The organism is Chitinophaga sp. YIM B06452 (assembly GCF_039655965.1).
Lineage (GTDB): Bacteria > Bacteroidota > Bacteroidia > Chitinophagales > Chitinophagaceae > Chitinophaga.
Map to the genome: position 1 here is coordinate 173,396 of NZ_JAWLKY010000003.1, position 18,281 is coordinate 191,676.

At 53.8% G+C, this 18,281-nt stretch carries 13 protein-coding genes; 9 read left to right on the top strand and 4 right to left on the bottom strand.

The genetic code is table 11. The features are described 5' to 3' along the window. Window positions 1-52: 52 nt before the first annotated feature. From R3I13_RS17640 to R3I13_RS17665, 6 genes are all read left to right on the top strand, one after another. A complete protein-coding gene (locus R3I13_RS17640) occupies window positions 53-1,069 on the top strand; it encodes a FecR domain-containing protein (protein ID WP_346319276.1) in 1,017 nt (338 codons plus the stop codon). Window positions 1,070-1,210: 141 nt separating this feature from the next. After that, window positions 1,211-4,675, top strand: a complete 3,465-nt coding sequence (locus R3I13_RS17645) for a SusC/RagA family TonB-linked outer membrane protein (RefSeq protein WP_346319277.1) — start codon at window positions 1,211-1,213, stop codon at window positions 4,673-4,675. A 10-nt stretch (window positions 4,676-4,685) separates the two neighbouring features. After that, complete coding sequence (locus R3I13_RS17650; RefSeq protein ID WP_346319278.1) at window positions 4,686-6,149, top strand: RagB/SusD family nutrient uptake outer membrane protein; 1,464 nt, start codon at window positions 4,686-4,688, stop codon at window positions 6,147-6,149. A gap of 11 nt (window positions 6,150-6,160) precedes the next feature. Further along, entirely contained in the window at window positions 6,161-7,000 is an 840-nt protein-coding gene (locus R3I13_RS17655; protein WP_346319279.1) for a DUF4843 domain-containing protein, read from the top strand. 16 nt (window positions 7,001-7,016) lie between these two features. Continuing rightward, window positions 7,017-8,435, top strand: a complete 1,419-nt coding sequence (locus R3I13_RS17660; RefSeq protein ID WP_346319280.1) for a PKD-like family lipoprotein — start codon at window positions 7,017-7,019, stop codon at window positions 8,433-8,435. A gap of 26 nt (window positions 8,436-8,461) precedes the next feature. Then, window positions 8,462-9,580, top strand: a complete 1,119-nt coding sequence (locus R3I13_RS17665; protein WP_346319281.1) for a TlpA disulfide reductase family protein — start codon at window positions 8,462-8,464, stop codon at window positions 9,578-9,580. Window positions 9,581-9,633: 53 nt separating this feature from the next. On the opposite strand, the gene R3I13_RS17670 is transcribed toward R3I13_RS17665, so the two are convergent. From R3I13_RS17670 to R3I13_RS17685, 4 genes are all read right to left on the bottom strand, one after another. Further along, window positions 9,634-11,256, bottom strand: coding sequence for a T9SS type A sorting domain-containing protein (locus tag R3I13_RS17670; RefSeq protein WP_346319282.1), 1,623 nt, complete (start codon window positions 11,254-11,256; stop codon window positions 9,634-9,636). 13 nt (window positions 11,257-11,269) lie between these two features. Next, entirely contained in the window at window positions 11,270-12,643 is a 1,374-nt protein-coding gene (locus tag R3I13_RS17675) for a hypothetical protein (protein ID WP_346319283.1), read from the bottom strand. 21 nt (window positions 12,644-12,664) lie between these two features. After that, complete coding sequence (locus R3I13_RS17680; RefSeq protein ID WP_346319284.1) at window positions 12,665-13,906, bottom strand: hypothetical protein; 1,242 nt, start codon at window positions 13,904-13,906, stop codon at window positions 12,665-12,667. A gap of 253 nt (window positions 13,907-14,159) precedes the next feature. Next, window positions 14,160-14,828, bottom strand: a complete 669-nt coding sequence (locus R3I13_RS17685; protein ID WP_346319285.1) for a Crp/Fnr family transcriptional regulator — start codon at window positions 14,826-14,828, stop codon at window positions 14,160-14,162. 119 nt (window positions 14,829-14,947) lie between these two features. Between R3I13_RS17685 and R3I13_RS17690 the strand changes: the two genes are divergently transcribed. From R3I13_RS17690 to R3I13_RS17700, 3 genes are all read left to right on the top strand, one after another. Then, window positions 14,948-16,798, top strand: a complete 1,851-nt coding sequence (locus R3I13_RS17690) for a chloride channel protein (protein ID WP_346319286.1) — start codon at window positions 14,948-14,950, stop codon at window positions 16,796-16,798. Between the two features lie 170 nt (window positions 16,799-16,968). Beyond that, window positions 16,969-17,346, top strand: coding sequence for a hypothetical protein (locus R3I13_RS17695; protein ID WP_346319287.1), 378 nt, complete (start codon window positions 16,969-16,971; stop codon window positions 17,344-17,346). A 298-nt stretch (window positions 17,347-17,644) separates the two neighbouring features. Then, on the top strand, window positions 17,645-18,232 hold the full coding sequence (locus R3I13_RS17700; protein WP_346319288.1) for an RNA polymerase sigma-70 factor: 588 nt from the start codon (window positions 17,645-17,647) through the stop codon (window positions 18,230-18,232). Window positions 18,233-18,281 lie beyond the last annotated feature (49 nt).

Here is an 18,281-nt window from a genome sequence, read left to right on the forward strand (position 1 = left end):
AAAACGCGCTAAGATTTTACCCGTTTCCTGCTTTACCATATAAGTATCGATAATGAGCAATTTCACGACGCAAGACCTTTTGCAGCACCCCGGGTTCCGGAAATGGGTGCTTGAGCAGGATGAGACCGAAGCAGTGTTCTGGGAAACATGGCTGGGCAGTCATCCCGGGCAGGAGGGTGAGTTGCTGGAAGCGAAAGAGATATTGCTGGCCCTGCATAACGCGCAGATGCCGCCCTCCGGGGCGGAAGAGGAAACCTGGACCAGGATCGAGGATAGCATAGAAAGCGCAGCCGGCCGGGAAGATGGCGCAAAAGTGGTGCAGATGCCCCGGGCCAGCAACCGCCGCTGGATGGGCTACGCCGCCGCAGTCGCGGTGTTGGTGGCAGCCGTGTCTTTCTGGCTCTTTAACAGGGAGGAATACGTGCACTACCAAACCAGCCGGTTAGAAGTAAGAACCATCGTGCTGCCGGACGGCTCGGAAGTAAGACTGAACGGAAATTCAAGCTTGTCGCTGAAAGCGGGATGGGGAAAAGGTAAAGAAAGGACCGTATTGCTGGGTGGAGAAGCATTCTTTAATATTAAACAGCAACCAGGTGCAGAGCCGTTTATTGTGCTCACCAACGATATGGCCGTGCGGGTGCTTGGCACTTCTTTCAACGTAAACACCCGCCGCGGGCAAACACAGGTGGTGCTGAGCAATGGCAAGGTACAACTGGAGCTGAAGAACAAAACATCCGCGCCCATCACCATGCAGGCGGGTGATATGATCGCTTATTCATCCATGAAAGATTCACTGGTGAACAAACAGGTGAACCCTGAAAATTATTGCTCATGGCGCACGAAGGTGCTGCATTTCACCGACGCGCCGATCAGGGACGTGGTGCGCGCATTGCACGAAAACACCAGCGTGATCATAGAACCGGAAGACGCCGGGCTGGGCGACCAGACATTCACAGGAAGCATACCATTAGACGATATCGGGATTTTCTTCAAGACAATATCCCGCACTTTTAATGTACAGATAGAAGAGACAGAGAAGAACGTATACCGGATCAGCAGGCAGAACTAAGCACAGATAATTACGAGTTTTTCCCGGGTTTTTTCCGGGAGCTATGTCACAAATAATTCCCGTTGAGATCGGGAACAGGCATTGTTATGCCTGGAACAGGGGAATCAACATCATTATGCAACCAACCAAAAATCTATTGCTATGGTAGAATTTTACACCGGGAGATCGTTTAAAAGCCTGGCCCTCGCATTGCTGCTGCCGCTTTCGGCTGTAAGCGGGACCGACAAGGCTTCGCCCGGGTATTTTGCAGTACAGGAAACACCGGCAGACGGCAAACCGCTGCCACTGAAGGACCTGCTGTTGCAGATTGAAAAGGAGTACAACGTACGGATCAACTACATTGGCGTAACCACCCAGGGCCTGGGTCTTCAGAAGCCTGCTTCCAAAAAGCCCAATGAAAAAATGGACGCCTATCTGAACCGTTTCCTGCGGCCGCTCGGCCTCGAAGCGGAACAGGCGTCGCCGGGGCAGTTCATCATTTACATAAAAGAAAACCAGAAGCCGGCCCGTCCGAAAACTGAGACGGCCTCGGATGAAACCGCCGCGCATCCCCTCCAGCTGGAAGCCGTTGTGCAGCAGCAGGCGGGCATATCAGGCCAGGTCACCGAAGAATCCGGTATGCCGCTGCCCGGCGTGACCGTAGTGGTGAAAGGCACTTTCAACGGCGCCAAGACTAACGAAAAAGGCCGCTACGCCCTCAGTAACATACCGAAAGACGCCGTGCTGGTGTTCAGCTACCTGGGCTACAAAACCCAGGAAGTAAAAGTGAACGGCCGCAGCTCGCTGGACGTGAAACTGCTCACAGACGTGCAATCCATGAAAGACTTCGTGGTGAACGGTTACCAGAAACTGAAAAAGGAAAGCTACACCGGCTCCGCGATCGTCATCACCGGCGAAGAGATCAAACGCTTCAATCCGCAGAACATCCTGGCCAGCATCCAGGCGTATGATCCTTCGTTCCGCATCGTGGAAAACAATCTCGCGGGTTCCAATCCCAACCAGCTGCCTAATATCAATGTAAGAGGCGCCACGGCCGTGCCCGCAGGCGATCCCAAACTGCTCACGCGCAGCTCGCTCGCTACTATTACCAACCTCCCGATGTTCATGCTGGACGGCTACCAGGTGGGCATCCAAACCATTTATGACCTGGACGTGAACCGCATTGAGATGATCACGCTGCTGAAAGACGCTGCCGCTACGGCCATCTACGGCTCGCGCGCGTCTAACGGCATAGTGGTGATACAAACCAAAACGCCGAAAGAGGGCAGCCTGGAATTGTACTACAACTATGAACTGAACGTAACCACACCGGACCTCACGGCTTACAGCGTGCTGAACGCGGAAGAGAAGCTGGAATACGAGCGCCTGGCGGGATTGTACGACAGCAACGGCGGCATCGATTCCCAGGATGAACTGATGCAGAAGTATTACGCGAAAAGGAGGAACGTGCTCAGCGGTGTGAACACCTACTGGCTCAGCCAGCCGCTCAGCACCGATTTCGGGCACAAACATTCCATCAGCCTGCAGGGCGGCAGCCCCAGCATCCGCTACGGCGTGGATGCCCGCTACCAGACGAACAACGGCGTGATGAAAGGTTCCGGCAGGGACCGCTACAGCCTGGCCAATAGCCTTTCCTACAACCTGAAAGATAACAAGCTCATGTTCCGCAACAGCTTCACCATTTCACAGGTAAACGGAACGGAATCTCCCTACGGTTCATTTGCCGATTACGTGCGCATGAACCCTTACTACCCGCGCTTCGACTCTGCCGGAAGGATCATGCAAACCGTAGACCAGTGGGCCTATCTCAGCAACGAAGACCGTGTGAGTGGAGACCGCGTGCTGGCGACTGTGTTTAACCCGCTATACGAAGCCACCACCGGCGGTTTCTATAAAACGGAATACACCGAGTTCATCGACAACTTTGCGATTGAATACAACCCTTCCCCGGCCTGGAGGGTGAACGGGAATATCAGTCTCACCAAGCGGAAAAGTACAGACGACCGCTTCGTGTCCCCGCTTAGCAACACTTTCTATTACGATAAAGGCGATGCGCTGAAAGACCGCGGCCGTTATTATTACAAAACCATCCAGGAAACACAGGTGGATGGAAGCCTTACCGTGAACTACAACAAAGTGCTGCAGGGCTCGCATTTCCTCAATTTCTCGCTGGGCACCAATATCCAGTCTACAAAGTTCACCGGCCGCGAATTCGTGGCGCAGGGCTTTACCAATGACCGCTTCACGGATGTATCATTTGCGCGCGGTTATGAAAAAGACAAAGCGCCCGTGGGTTCAGTTACAGAACAAAGGCTGATCGGCGCTTTCCTCTCCATGAACTATTCCTACCAGAACCGTTTCCTGATGGATGGTACCGTGAGGGTAGACGGATCGTCCAAGTTCGGTTCCGAATCGCGCATGGCGCCTTTCTGGAGCTATGGCCTCGGCTGGAACCTGCACAACGAGAAGTTCATGCGCAACACCATCTTCAACCAGCTGCGCATCAAAGCCACTACCGGGCTTACAGGGGACGTGTCATTCCCGGCGTACCTTTCCAATACCACTTATAACTATTACACGGCAGACTGGTATTCTACCGGAGTAGGAGCGGTGTTTGCCGGTTACGGCAACTCGAAACTGAAATGGCAGCGTACGCGCAACTACGATTTGAGTATGGAAATTTCCATGTTCAAAGACCGGCTGTACATTTCGCCGCGTTATTACCGCAAGCTCACCAAAGACCTGCTGACGGACGTGAACGTGGCGCCCAGCACGGGCTTCAGCTCATATAAAGACAACCTTGGCGAAATGGTGAATAAAGGCTACGAAGTATATTTCCGCGCCAACGTGCTCCGCGGCAAAGACTGGTCTGTAAACCTGAACGCTAATCTCGGCAGCAACACCAATATCATCACGAAAATTTCCAACTCCCTTAAAAGCTATAACGAACAGGTGGACAAGAACCAGCGCGAGGACTCCGCGCTCAGGACCAAACCCCTGCTGCGTTTCCAGGAAGGGCAGAGCCTCAATACCATCTACGCCGTGCGCAGTCTTGGGATTGATCCTGAGAATGGCCGCGAGATATTCCAGCGCCCCGACGGCACCACCACCTACGATTATGACGTGCGCAACACCGTGGCAGTAGGCGATATGACGCCTGACTTCGACGGTTACTTCGGCGGAAGCATCGTATACCGCAGCTTTATGGTGGAATTCAGCTTCTACGCTAAAGTAGGCGGGGATATTTATAACCAGACGCTGATAGACCGTGTGGAGAACGCCGATCCGAAATACAATGTGGACAGTCGCGTGCTGTCTGAAAGGTGGCGGAAACCGGGAGACCGCACCTTCTACAAGAATATTGCGGACCTCACCACCACCAAGGCCACCAGCCGGTTCGTGCAGCGGGAGAACAGGCTTGAGTTCAAAAGCATATACGCTTCGTGGGAAGCGCCCGCCAGCCTTTACAAGCGGCTGAAGATGAAAAGCCTGCGCCTGGCCCTCAACCTGAATGATCTCGCATACTGGTCCAGCCTGCAGATAGAACGCGGCATTGATTATCCCTTTGCGCGCAGCTTCACATTCTCATTAGCCACCAGATTCTAAAACCGACGACATGAAGCAATACCTGATATCGATCATCACCATATGTTTACTGGCTTCCTGCAGCAAGTGGCTGGATGTGACGCCGGCCTCCGAAGTAAGTAAAGACGCGCTTTTCAGCACGGAAGACGGCTTCAAGGAAGCTATCAACGGCCTGTATGGCAGGCTTACCAAGGCAGACCTTTTCGGCCGCGAACTTACCGTAGGTTCTCTTGACGCGCTTGCGCAGAATTACATTGTAGACATCAACGATCCCTGGGCGTATGGGCCTACCATGCGTTTCAACTATAAAGACCAGAACTTTATGAACCGCAGGGATGAGATGTGGAAAGGTCTTTACAACGTAGTGGCCAATGCCAACCTCATCCTGGAAAACGTGGATGCAAAGAAGAACCTTTTCACCGGCTCCAATTACCAGCTCGTGAAAGGAGAGGCCCTTGCGATGCGCGCCTTTTGCCACTTTGATGCGCTGCGGCTGTTCGCCGAATCGTATGCCGTGAATAAAAACGGAACCGGCATCCCGTATGTAACGAAGTTCAGTAACGCAACGCCGGAGCTGCATAAAGTAGAAGACGCACTGAACCTTGTGATCAAAGACCTGCTGGAAGCGAAAGAGCTGCTGCGCGCGGCAGACCCGATCCTGAATCCCGGTTATAAGGTCGGTTACCCTAACGGCGATACCACTACCGAAGCTGATGCGCCGGACCTGTTTACCCAGGAGCGCCGCCACCGCCTGAACTACTACGCCGTATGCGGCGAGCTGGCGCGGGTGTACCTCAGCAAAGGCGACCAGGACCAGGCGCTGAGCCATGCGCTGGAAGTGATCAATTCCAACAAATTTCCTTTCACCAAAGCCACGGACTTCCTCAATCCTGATGATGAGAAGAAAGACCGCATCCTGTATAAAGAACTGGTATTCGGCATCTATGCCAACAACGCCAACGGAACGATCCGTGATGTGATAGACAATGGCGTGACCGCCCTGTACGTGTCCCCGGCGGAATGCCGTAACATTTACGAAGTGGGAGGTGTTGGCGCGGAAGATTACCGGTTCAAGCAGTGGTTCGAAGACAGGTCTTCCTCCTCGGGCTCCTACCTGCGCGTGATGAAATACGCCCGCGACGGCGACCGCAACCAGCATCCGCTGATGCTGCCGGCCATCCGCCTGAGTGAAATGTATTATATCGCCGCGGAGTGTACATTCGACAGGAACCCTGCCGCCGCATGGGAATATTTTAACACCGTCCGCCTCAACCGCGGTATCGGCGTGCGTTTGAACGATCCTTCCAAAACCGTGTTCATGACGGAATTGAAGAAAGAGGCCCGGAAGGAATTCTTTTCAGAAGGCCAGATGTTCTACATGTACAAACGGCTGAACGCGAACATTCCCGGCCCTTCCGGCAGCACGATCAGCGGCAGTAATGCCATCTACGTGTTTCCTTTCCCTGACGACGAGATCGCATACGGTAACCGATAAAAACAACAGCGATGAAAAAACTTCTGACATATATCATCATAGGAAGCGCCTGTTTTTCCGCCTGTAAAAAGACGGAAGAACAGCTCTATACCGCGCAGGACAATATCTATTTCGATTTAAATTTCAAGGATCTTTCCGGTAACAACCGGCGGATGGACAGCGTGATGTATTCCTTCGCGCTGTTCCCCGAAAAATCTGTAGATACCGTATGGTTGCCCGTGCGGATCGCCGGTATGCGCAGGAGCGAGGCACGCAGTTTTCGCATTGCGGTGGATGAAAAGGCCACCACGGCGGAGGCGGGCAAACATTATAAATCCCTCGAAAAGGAATATATCATACCGGCGGATAGCGGTGTTGCCAAAGTGCCCATTATCCTGTTTGCTGCAGATCCGGCGCTGACAAGCAAGAGTGTGCGGCTGAAGCTGCGCCTGGTACCCACTGAGGACTTTACCGTGACCAATCCCGAGTACGATTCCGCCAAGGTGATCTTTTCCAACCGGCTCGAAAAGCCCGCCTGGTGGGCTACCTGGCAAGGCGAGCTGGGCAATTACTCCCGCGTGAAACACGAATTGTTCATCCGCGCCGCCGGTGTAAACGAGTTGCCGGTAGCTTTCGATGCGCAGGTGCTGCCAAAGGTGTTATTTGCCATCCGCCGCTTCAAGAACTTCCTGGCCAGCCCCATCAGCTGGGTAGCAGATAACCCGCAGGAGGGATACACGCTGGAGCCAGCGGGCGCAGGCAAGTATAACTTTTTCAGCATTACCAACCCCGGGAAGAAATACCTGCTGGAGCTGAACCCTGCTGATAACCGATATTATTTCACAGACGAAACCGGGGCCCGGATTGTTTAATGCCAAACAGCGAATCATGAGAAATCATCTTTTATACCTGATCGGCGGCATCCTGGTGCTGGCCGCATGCTCTAAAGACAAAGGGAATTACGACTACATCGCCGTACCCGACCCCGTGATCAGCGGGCTGGATACCGCATATAACGCCACTTCGGGAGACAGCCTGATCGTTGCGCCCGTTATCACGCTCAAATCGGGTAAAAACGATTATTCCTGCCACTGGAAGATAGATGTGCCGGAGAGGGCGACATCTGTTGAATACGATGGCCAACAGCTGCGCATTGTGTTCGGACTGGGCGCCTCCCGCTACAATGCGCTGCTGGTCCTGACGGATAACAACACGAAACAAAAATATTTTTACAAGTTTATAATAAAGGGACAAACGCAGTTTACCCGGGGCACACTGGTGCTGAGCAACGACAACAACCGCACTGTGCTGAGCTTCGTAAAGCCCGACGGCACTTTGCAGCCTGATATTTACACGGCCATCAACAACTCCGGCATTCCCGGCGGGGCTATGCAGATAGTGCCCATCAGGAACCAGTTCTACATGAACCAGCTGAACTTCTTCTGGGTGACCTACAGCGGTGAAGGTACCGGTGCAGTGCAGGTAGACGCGAATACCCTGCTGAAGGCTAAAACCCTGGACGAGAATTTCTACACCGCCCCGCCTGCACGGGAAGTAAGCACTTTCCTGAATATGCCCGCCGGCGTCACTACGGCCATCATCAACGGGAAACTCTTCCTGGGCGCTACGGAAACCGCACCTTTCTGGCCCTACTACGGCTTCTGGGGCGAACCGATCGGCGGCGATTACAAGCTGCATCCGCGCATCGTCACAAATGCCTACGAGCAGCCCCAAAACGGCTACTATCTTGCCTTCGAAAAAGAAAAAAAACAGTTTGTACGTTTCAGCCTCTCCAATTTCTACGATACCGCCTACACGCTCACCGATTCTGCCTTCAATCCTAAAAAACTGGGAATGGATCTGTTGTACATGGAGCGCTTCAGCGACAATTCCATGTATGCGTTCGTAGACAGCGTAGGCAAAAAGATCGAGCTGCAGTTCAGCCTGGACTGGTCACAGGACCGCAGCCGCTTCGGCGCGCTGGGCAAACGCGTGTTTCCCGGTGCAGCGCTGCTCACGGCAGGCACGCTGTGGCAAAGTTCTCCCGTAGGCGTTTTCTTTTTTACATCTAACGACAAGATCTACCGCTATAATCCTCTCAACAAGGAAGTAAAAGTGCTGGACGCCAACTTCGGCGGCAAACGCGTGACCATGCTGAAAATGACGAACAACGGCAACCAGCTGATCGCCGGCGTGGAAGGAACGGTGTATTACCTCAATACCAGCACCGGCAACAACGGTGGCATCATCAAACAAACGGACGGTATTCCCGGCGCGCCGGTGGATATCATGATACGGGAGAATTAAAAAACATTCAAACTAAAGCACCGATAATGAAAAAATGGTTGTTACTGGCCGCTGTGGCACTCCCTGCGATGGGTTTCGCACAAGTCAAATATACACTGAAAGGTAAAGTGGGTAACTACAATGCGCCCGCCAAAGTATACCTGAACTGGCAAAAAGGGGAAAGTCCTGTAATGGATTCGGCCAATGTGGTCGACGGCGCTTTTGAATTCAAAGGCGAAGCGGCATATACAGACATGGCGATGATGATGATGATTGCCCAACCGGGCGCGGAACCGGACCGCCTGCTGTTTTACCTGGACAAAGGCGAGATCAGCATCACCAGCCCGGACCTGCTCAGTAAAGCCGTTATCACCGGCTCCCCGCTGAATACGGCATTCGCGCAGTATAAATTGTTCATCTCCGGCTACGATTCCGCCATGGCTTCCATCAACCGCATCTATGGCGGTTCTTCGGAAGTGCAGCGCAACGATACTTCTTTCATGAAGTGGCTGGACGGGCGTTACCGCCAGGCGATAGACCTTCGCAAAACAAAACAGCGCGAATTCATCCAGGCTAACCCGAAATCGTTCTTCAGCATCGTAGCGATGAAGGAACTGTCTGTGGCGAACAACATGAACCTGCAGGAACTGGAACCCTTGTTTGCCGCGTTGGACAAAGAAGTGCGCGAAACCCGTGAGGGCAGGAACTTCCGGAAGATGATGGATACGGAAAAGCAATTGGTCATCGGCGGAATGGCGCTGGATTTTACGCAAAACGATGTGAACGGCAAACCCGTGAAGCTCTCCGATTTCAAAGGGAAATATGTGCTGCTGGACTTCTGGGCATCCTGGTGCGGCCCCTGCCGCGCGGAGAACCCGTACGTGGTAGCTGCGCAAAAAGCCTACAAAGCAAAGAACTTTGAAGTGCTGAGCGTATCGCTGGACCAGCCGGGGAAAAAAGACCTGTGGCTGGCCGCTATCAAGAAAGACGGGCTGGAAGCCTTCACCCACGTATCTGACCTGAAATACTGGGACAATGCAGTGGCCAAGCTCTACAACATCCGCGGTGTACCAGCTAACTTACTGATCTCACCGGAAGGCAAAATACTGGCGAGGAACCTGAGAGGGGAGAATCTCGAGAAGCAATTAGCCGTTCTTATCAAATAACCTGAACCCTGTTTTAGTGGCCAGGGCCGTGCGTGAAAACGTGCGGCCCTTCGTCATTTAATGATCTCTATCTTCTGGCGGTCTACGATAAGATTATTATTGTCTGTATCATAGAACACGAGGATGTAAAGGCCTGCCGCCAGGTTGGGTACAGACACGGGCGTGTTGGTGCCGCCGATCTGCAGCTTGTGCACCGGCCTGCCGCTCATGTCATACATTTCCATCCTGAGCAGGTTGCGCACGCCGAACAGGCTGACGGTAAATGTTCCACGGTTGGGATTCGGCGAAACGGTGACCTGGTAAAAGTTCGGCACGGCGCGGATGGGGGAATAGGCGCTGTCGCCGTTCCGGCTGATGGTCTTCAGCCGGTAATAACTCCAGTTGTCATAATAATTATCGTCCATGTACTGGTAGCTCCGGTTCACCTGGCTGTTGCCTGTAGGCGTTTGCGGCGGGATGACGGCTACCGTGCGGAAGCTGTTTTCATGCTCACGGCGGCGTTCCAGCTCAAAATGCTGTACGTTCTGTTCATGCAGCGTGAGCCAGTTGGTCTGCACCCACCGGATGTCTTTCCGGAACGCATCGAAGATCAGCGATACCTGGAACCTTGGCACCGGCAGTTTGTGATAGGTGAGCAGTGAAAGGAAAAGATCCCCCGATGCAGTGAAGCTACGGGCATGCACAAACGCTTCTGCAAGCGGCGCGCCGGTGGTGAAGTTGCCCGGGCGCGTGAACCCCGCCGGGCTTACAGTATCCCAGCCCGCGGGAGCAACAAAGCGGGTGACGAAGCTGCTGTCCAGGTTTTGGGCGAAGCCTGCATCCTGTTCGGGCGGATTGTGCTGCAGCCACACCGTCGTCTGGCGGCTGCTTTGCGGGCGTGCCTGCCGCAGGTGCCAGGTTTTCAGCACCCGGCTGTTTTGCAGAAGGCCGCCGGTCTGTGCGTTGGAGAACACATTGTCAAACACCCGGGCCGCGAAATCATCCGCTGTTGTACCGCTGTAATGCAGGGCCAGCGGGGTGTAGCTGCCTGCGCCTGCACCAACCGGGAAAATGAGCTGACCGTTTGCCGCGCTCACCCGCCTGCGGTAAAGATACCCGCCGTAAGGCGTGCTGCCGGTAACGATGAAACGCTGGTGCGAATACCCGGTGATGCTGCCCGGGGAAGTGTCGCCCACGGAAATGTTCCACCCGTTGAGGATAATGTGGCCGCTTTCGAAATGCAGGTTGTGGCGGATGCTGAGGTCGCTGAGGTCTGCCAGCTGCACGTTTGCGGGGTTGCTGATGCTGAGATTGGGGAAGCTGGCGCCTGTATTGCCGGAAACGCTGTACCCGCCGAAAATATACTGCGTAACGGCGCCGGCGTCCTGCGGTTGTATGAACCGGAAAGTGCCGCCGTTGGCGGGTTGCGAAGGATGATAGAACCGTTCGTCCGGCAACGATGCTCCTGCTGTATTGCTCCACGATTGTCCGTAGAACAGCACCACCGAACCAACGGATGAGCCAAAGCGCCCCCGGTTGTCCATATTGCTGAAGATGGAAATGGTATCGGCTTTATAGACCATGATATCCGCCCCCGGCGGGATGAATATGCCTGATTGCGCCTGCGCCGCAGGGCAAAGGAAGATCAGTGCCGGGAGCAATTTGAGGAAGAGCGATATGTTCGTGTTGAATTTCAAAAAAACGCTTTCGTTAATAACCTTCTACGCGGATAAAGATGTTTGTTGCCGTATCCGTATGCGGAGCCAGGCCCTCCACGGCTGTATTCAATATAACCACGGTCGTTGAATGGCTTTCCAGCACCCGGATGGTAATGGAGGATGTTGTATAACTCGTAATGGTAACAAAAGGTGCGGTAGTTACACTGCTGCCTCCCTTTGCCGTTACTTGTATACTGAGTATCCTGGTAAATGTTACGTTTGAGGGGAAATTAATGGTCTGAATGCCTGTTGCCGTATTGCTAACGTCCGCTATCCAGACTTTTGTAACAGAATCTGCCATTGCCGTACCGCCCGCCGCACCATTGGCGCCCGCGCCTCCATTATAGATCACCGGTCTCTGCGCTCTTACGACCTTCCCGGTTGCATCCATTCCCAGCGCGCCAACATTGACGCCGGTTGTGATCGTGGAAGAAGAGGTAAGATTCGCCATCCTCAGTCCGCCATCTCCCGCAGTGCCGGTAGTAATATGCAATTTGGTGGAAGGCGCCGTATTCCCGATGCCCAGGCTGCCACCGGGGCTTACCACGGTCATCACTGTGCTTGATTGGTCTCTCCATTCGGTAAGATTGCCTGATTGGGTAGAGGAGTGCCCTTGTATGGCAAGCGGTACGCTGGCGTTGCGCTCTGAGTATACCAATACGCCGGTGCCCCCGGTACCGTTTACAAATGCCGGAAAGGTAGGCGATTGGCGGTCGCCGCCCAGTGAAATCCCCCAATAGTTCCCTATTTGCAGCCTCCTGCCTCCGCCGCCCTGCAGGTAAAAATCCTGCCCGTCGGAACTAATGCGGAAGTCGCCGCCACCAGTACCGCTTACATTGGTAAACAGCATCTGAGAGAGCTGCGAAGCGGTATTTGTCTGCCGTATTTCCAGCGTGTCCTTTACCACCAGCGGGTTAGCAGGATCCGTTACGCCTATGCCCACGCGGCCGTCGGCGGCAATGCGCATCCTTTCCTGGTTATTGGTGATAAAAGGCAGCGCGAAATTATTCACCGGGCCGAGCGTGCTGGTAGCGGCAATCGTATTCCCATTCAGCTGCCAGCCGGTTGAAGATACAGGGGTGGAAGCGTCCGTCATCTGCCGCCAGGCGCCTCCTTTACGCACGAGGATGCTGCTGGTTGGCGTGAAGTAAATGATGGTACCGTCTGGCGCTGCGGCGAGTGTAGCCACGGCAGTGTCTGGCACACGGGGCAGCAAAAGGCCCTGCCTGCTGCTTTCAAGTTCCAGTATAGACGATTTGCTGATGCTGGCGGGATTGGCGCCCAGCTTGAGCTGCGCCCGGAGCAGGGCGGGTTGCCAGCACACAAACAGCAGCAATACGATCCGGCCGGGAGGACGTATGTTCATGGATATTCGTTTGGTGAGGCGTTATTTTTTGATCACATACCAGTTGGTGCCGTCCGTTTGAAGCGTAACAAACGTCCAGTCGTTGTAGATGATGTAATTCGCCCCGCCATCTATCGTGCCGCCCGTGGGCGTAATGGTAACGGCATTGTCGATGCCGCCGGTCCCCACTTTTTTGATGGTGTAGATCCTCCCGCTGATATTGGTCACCGGCGGCAGGGTAATGGTGAAAGCACCGCCGGTAGCGTCTGCCAGGATGGTATTGTCGGTTTCGGTAGCGGAGTAGTCAGCGCTTTTTTTGGTGATGTTGGCAGACATGGAGCCGTTGAGCTGGAAGGTGGAATTGGCCGCCGTGCCCTGCGCAAGGCCAACGCTCAGCGTGTCCCTGAAATTCTTGGCCCCGCCGAAGGTTTGCGTGGAAACGGACACGCCGCCGGGGTTGGTGGCATCCGCGGCATGCAGCCTGATGGAGTCGCCGTTGATGCTGAGACCGGTGGCGGAAGTTGTATTGGAAAAAGCCGTTGCCAGTATCTGCGACCGTGCGGAGGAATCAAAACGAAGCCAGTCCGCATACGACAGGAAACCCCGGGAAACCGACCCGCTGCCGTCCTGCGTGGGAACATTGAAGGTATGCACGCCTGCGGCGGAATTAATGGCAAGGTCGGTCGTAACGGCACTGTCTATACGGAAAGTCTGCACCGAATCGCGCTGCCCGTTGAGCGAAACGATGGCATTGCTGAATGCCGCTTCAGACATGGTTCTTTGCATGAGCATGCCGCTGGCCTGGTCTATCACCATCACCTGCACCTGGTTGGTGCCTGCGGGAATGACGTTGGTGCCAACGGTGATGTTGCCGCCGCCGGTGAGCCGCAGGCGCTCTGCGTTGTTGGTCCTGAAGATCACCGGCTGATGGGTGGTGCTTCCCAGGAAATTGACGGCGGAATCGAGACCGGCATTGCCAAGGATATTCCAGTTGGCGGCATTGGCCACACTGTCTGCAGACATCCGTTGCCATAAGCTGTTCTTCCGGATAAATAAACTGGCCGAATCCGGCACATAAATGATCATCCCGTCCGGGGCTGTGCTCAGCGGGGCAAGGGCCAGGTTGCCGCCGGGTATCCTGGGCAGTAAAAGGCCCTGGCGGGTACTTTCCAGTTCAAGGATGGAAGATCTGTTGATCTGGCTGGGATTGGAGCCGACCTTCAATTGTGCGGACACGATGGAGCTCAGCAAAAGCAATCCCGCCGCCAGAATGAAATGTTTCATGCAGGTAGTTTTAGGTGGATAAAAAAGCTTGCTGAGACGGTTCTGGAATGCTAGGATCGGTTACTGATTCGGTATCGGGTATTGTTTTGGTTTTTGGAATATTGTTTGCCTACGGCTAACGGTAGTAAAGATATCCCTTTCAGCATTCCGGCGGCTAATACGAGCGTGTTATTTTTTGATCTTAATAATACCTGTGAATTTGAGCGGGTGCGGATTTCGTTTCTAATACTGCCACCCCGCGCCGCATACACATTTATTGCACCATATTCCGCAATTTCTTTTTGTTGAGGATGGCCAGTTGTTTGCCGGATGCGGCCACCAGCCCGTCTGCCGCCCATTCGTTGATTGTTTTAAAAAGGGTTTCATAAGTGGTGCCCGCGAAAGACGCCACATCCTGCCGGCTGAGATGGCCGCTGATATATCCTTCTTCATCTTTTCCAAAGATCTCTTCCAGCTTCAGCAGGCTTTTGGCAATGCGGCTTTTTACATTCATATGCACCATGTCGCGCATGGACTGTTCCGCCTGCTGCAGTTCATCCGCATACAGCAATATCATGCTGTAGGCCAGCTCATGATTTACCAGCATGGTGCTCCGGAAGAATTCGGGGGTGATAAAACACGCTTCCACCGTTTCTACGGCAGTGGCCGAAACAGGGTACACCTCATCGGATGCCAGGCCGCGATGCCCCAGCATATTGCCTTCGCCGGCAAATTTGATGATCAGGTCTTTCCCTTCCTCGCCCCATTGTTTATGCACTTTCACTTTCCCGCTGTGAAGGAAATAAAAACCTTCCACCGGGTCGCCCTCGCGGAAAATGACCGCGCCTTTCTTAAAGCTCACCAGCTGCGCATTGACGTCGATGGCGGCCTTCCATTCAGGCAGGCAATGCTGGTGGAGGAAGCAGTGCGGATGATGATTCATGGGCGCTAAATTAGGGCAAATAATTCATTGCTATTGCAATATTATTTTAGATGTTTTAAATAAATATCATTGTAAAATATTGCCAAGACAATATATTTGCAGGAAATATCAGATTTAAGATGAGCAAAATACCGGTTGCGCCTTCGCTGGACGACCTGTTGAATGAAGGGCAACAACCCGGGCAGGAGCGGCCCGTTTCCCGCAGGGTACTTTTTTTAAGCATACAGGCTGTGCTGAACGCCGTGATCATCGGTTTCATTGCAAAGCTGCTGGTAGCGCTGATCAGCCTGATCACCAACCTGGCCTTTTACGGCGAATTCTCTTTTCATGAAACCAGTCCCGCCCATAACGCGCTGGGCATCTGGGTGCTGGCCATACCCGTCATTGGCGGGCTGATCGTAGGCCTGATGGCCAGGCTCGGCTCCCCGGCCATCCGCGGGCATGGCATACCCGAAGCCATGGAGCAGGTGCTTACGAACGAAAGCCGCATCAAACCCATCATCACCCTGCTGAAACCATTGTCCGCAGCCATTTCCATTGGCACCGGCGGCCCGTTCGGGGCGGAAGGCCCCATCATTTCCACCGGCGGTGCATTCGGTTCCTTTGCCGGGCAGATCATGCGCATTTCGCCAAATGAACGGAAAGTGATGCTGACGGCGGGCGCAACGGCAGGTATGTCTGCCATTTTCGGAACGCCCGTGGCAGCCGTGCTGCTGGCGATAGAATTATTGTTATTTGAGTTTTCTCCCCGTTCCATTATACCCGTGGCACTAGCCTGCGCTACCGGCGCGGCCATGCACCTGCTGTTGTTCGGCACGGCGCCTGTATTTGCCATGCCGGGTATACTGGCCCCCACTTACGGTGCGCTCATCTGGTACACAGCCATGGGCGCGGTGATTGGCGTGGCTTCCGCGCTGATCTCCAAAAGCATTTACCTGATCGAAGACCTCTTCGAGCGCCTGCCCGTTCACTGGATGTGGTGGCCCGCCATCGGCGCGGTGGCCATCGGCGTTACCGGTTATTTTGCGCCGTATACGCTGGGCGTCGGGTATAACAATATCACGGAGCTGCTTACGGGTTCCGCTTCGCTGCAATTGGTACTGGGACTGTGTTTCCTTAAATTTATCTCATGGTCCGTATCCCTCGGCAGCGGCACTTCCGGCGGTACGCTGGCGCCCTTGCTTACGATCGGCGGCGCGGCAGGATTGGGTTTAGGCATGCTGGTGATGCATTTCTTCCCGCAAAGCGGCATTAACCTGCCTACCTGCGCATTGATCGGCATGGCGGCGATGTTTGCCGGCGCGGCCAGGGCATTGCTTACTGCTATTGTGTTTGCGCTGGAAACCACCATGCAGGCGCATGGGCTGCTGCCCTTGCTGGGCGCCTGCACGGCGTCTTACTTCGTGTCATTCTTTATGATGAAAGGCTCTATTATGACGGAGAAGATCCGCCGCCGCGGCATCAGCACGCCGCAAGCCTACGAACCGGATATCCTGCAGCACCTGCGTGTGGCGGATGGCATGGCCTTCAACTTCATCACCGCGTTGCCTGAAGAAAACATTGTGCAGGTAAAAGCGCGCCTCCGCGCGGAAGGCAACCCGCAGCTGCCGCTGGTGGTAGAAGACGGCGACCGCCGTTTTGCCGGCATCATTGGCCTGCAACAGGTATACCAGGCGCAGGATAAGGATAATATTGCTTCGCTGGTGCTGCCCGCCAAAACATGGATATACCCTGAAAGCAGCCTGGACACTGCTATCCAGCTTATGGACCGCTACGGGCTGGAATACTTGCCGGTAGTGCGGAAAGACGATAAATCGAAAATAGTGGGCATACTGACGGCCTCACAGGTATTTACCGCATACCGCAAACGCCGCAATGCCGGTGAACAATACCAACAGGCCATTTCTGTAAAAAGACGGCGGAACAAACTGATCGTCAGCAGCAGGAAGTGGCTGGGGAAAGAAAGATAAAGAATGGTTCAGGTGGTTGAAAGGAAGGCAGCCCGTTGGCCTCCGGAGTTCATAGCGCCGGCAGGTTGACCGGGCTGCAAATTTTTTACCGGCCCGCAATATGAATTTTATGCAACATGCTGGAATAATCCGGATATCCGCTTTATATTAGTATGTTAAAATTAATTTATATGAACGGGGTCATCCGGAAATTCGTTGAATACATTTATAATAACTACGTTGGGAATTTTTTGGGATTCGTGATCGGGATGGCGTCCACGCGCCTGGTGTCTCACTTCTTCACCACCCGCAGCATCCGTAATTTATGGGGCCTTACCGCCCGCAAAACGGTGGTGGACAAACATACTTACACCACGATGGAGTGGGTGGTGTCTATCGTGATCGGGTTTATCGTATTTGAGCTCGTTTCCAAATGGCTGAAGAGAAAACTGAACGATATATTGCCGAAATACAAAGCGACGAGATGGCTGGTAAGAGACGAACAGCATAACCGGCAACCGAAGCCGGAAGCCAGTAAAGCCGTTGTGGAAACAGCTTCGGGAGCGTGAATTTCGTCATTGCGAGAAGCAGCAGCGCTAAAGCGGGAGGGGCGGCGAAGCAATCTCCTGCGTTGAATTGATACACCCCGTATTGGGAGATTGCTTCGTCGCATAGAATTCCTTGCAACTCCTCGCAATGACGGGATTCCCATAATGACGGCCTCCGTCCATCGACATTGATTTATCCAGAAACAGCAGTAAACATACCACCCGCCTGCGCATCCCATCCGAATTATATCAAATGAACCAAAACAATTTTTTAATATTGTAAACACGCACCGTCTCCTTAAAGCGTTTTATCAACCACATGATGGATCATGCATACAGCCAACTATCAGACGCGGAGCTGGCCGGCTTGCTGAAGGCTGGCGACCAGCTTGCTTTTGCACAGGTCTATGAACGATACTGGCGCATCATTTACGGGCACGTCTATAAAATGCTGCTGGACGAGGAAGAAGCAAAGGATGTGATCCAGGAAGTTTTCAGTGAAATATGGATCAAACGCGAACAGCAGTATTCCAATCTCGCCGGTTACCTGTATGTATCCGCCAGGCATAAGGTTATCAATCTCATCCGCAAAAACAAGTTCCACAGCGCTTACCTCGACGCGCTGGGCAGCTTTGCCAGCGAATGCAGCACCGCCACTATCGAGCGGCTGAACGAAAAAGACCTGGCAGCGGCCATTGAACGGGAGATCCAGGCATTGCCGCCAAGGATGAAGGAGATATTCGAACTGAGCCGGAAGGAAAACCTCAGCTACAAAGAAATTGCCGGCCGCCTGGGCATATCCGATAAAACAGTAAAAAAACAAATGCATAAATCACTGCAACAGTTCAGGCTCAACCTGAAAGACTCGGGGGCAGTGGCCATTGTTTTGCTCGTTTGCATGCGGTGAAAAATTTTTTCTCCCGGGATACTCCCTCCTTCATTTCCGATTGTCTTAT

What these genes read in the sequence shown, in the direction of transcription:
- R3I13_RS17640 (WP_346319276.1), top strand. Translation starts at nt 53, where the DNA reads ATGAGCAATTTCACGACGCAAGACCTTTTGCAGCACCCCGGGTTCCGG.
- R3I13_RS17645 (WP_346319277.1), top strand. Translation starts at nt 1,211, where the DNA reads ATGGTAGAATTTTACACCGGGAGATCGTTTAAAAGCCTGGCCCTCGCA.
- R3I13_RS17650 (WP_346319278.1), top strand. Translation starts at nt 4,686, where the DNA reads ATGAAGCAATACCTGATATCGATCATCACCATATGTTTACTGGCTTCC.
- R3I13_RS17655 (WP_346319279.1), top strand. Translation starts at nt 6,161, where the DNA reads ATGAAAAAACTTCTGACATATATCATCATAGGAAGCGCCTGTTTTTCC.
- R3I13_RS17660 (WP_346319280.1), top strand. Translation starts at nt 7,017, where the DNA reads ATGAGAAATCATCTTTTATACCTGATCGGCGGCATCCTGGTGCTGGCC.
- R3I13_RS17665 (WP_346319281.1), top strand. Translation starts at nt 8,462, where the DNA reads ATGAAAAAATGGTTGTTACTGGCCGCTGTGGCACTCCCTGCGATGGGT.
- R3I13_RS17675 (WP_346319283.1), bottom strand. Translation starts at nt 12,643, where the DNA reads ATGAACATACGTCCTCCCGGCCGGATCGTATTGCTGCTGTTTGTGTGC.
- R3I13_RS17680 (WP_346319284.1), bottom strand. Translation starts at nt 13,906, where the DNA reads ATGAAACATTTCATTCTGGCGGCGGGATTGCTTTTGCTGAGCTCCATC.
- R3I13_RS17685 (WP_346319285.1), bottom strand. Translation starts at nt 14,828, where the DNA reads ATGAATCATCATCCGCACTGCTTCCTCCACCAGCATTGCCTGCCTGAA.
- R3I13_RS17690 (WP_346319286.1), top strand. Translation starts at nt 14,948, where the DNA reads ATGAGCAAAATACCGGTTGCGCCTTCGCTGGACGACCTGTTGAATGAA.
- R3I13_RS17695 (WP_346319287.1), top strand. Translation starts at nt 16,969, where the DNA reads ATGAACGGGGTCATCCGGAAATTCGTTGAATACATTTATAATAACTAC.
- R3I13_RS17700 (WP_346319288.1), top strand. Translation starts at nt 17,645, where the DNA reads ATGATGGATCATGCATACAGCCAACTATCAGACGCGGAGCTGGCCGGC.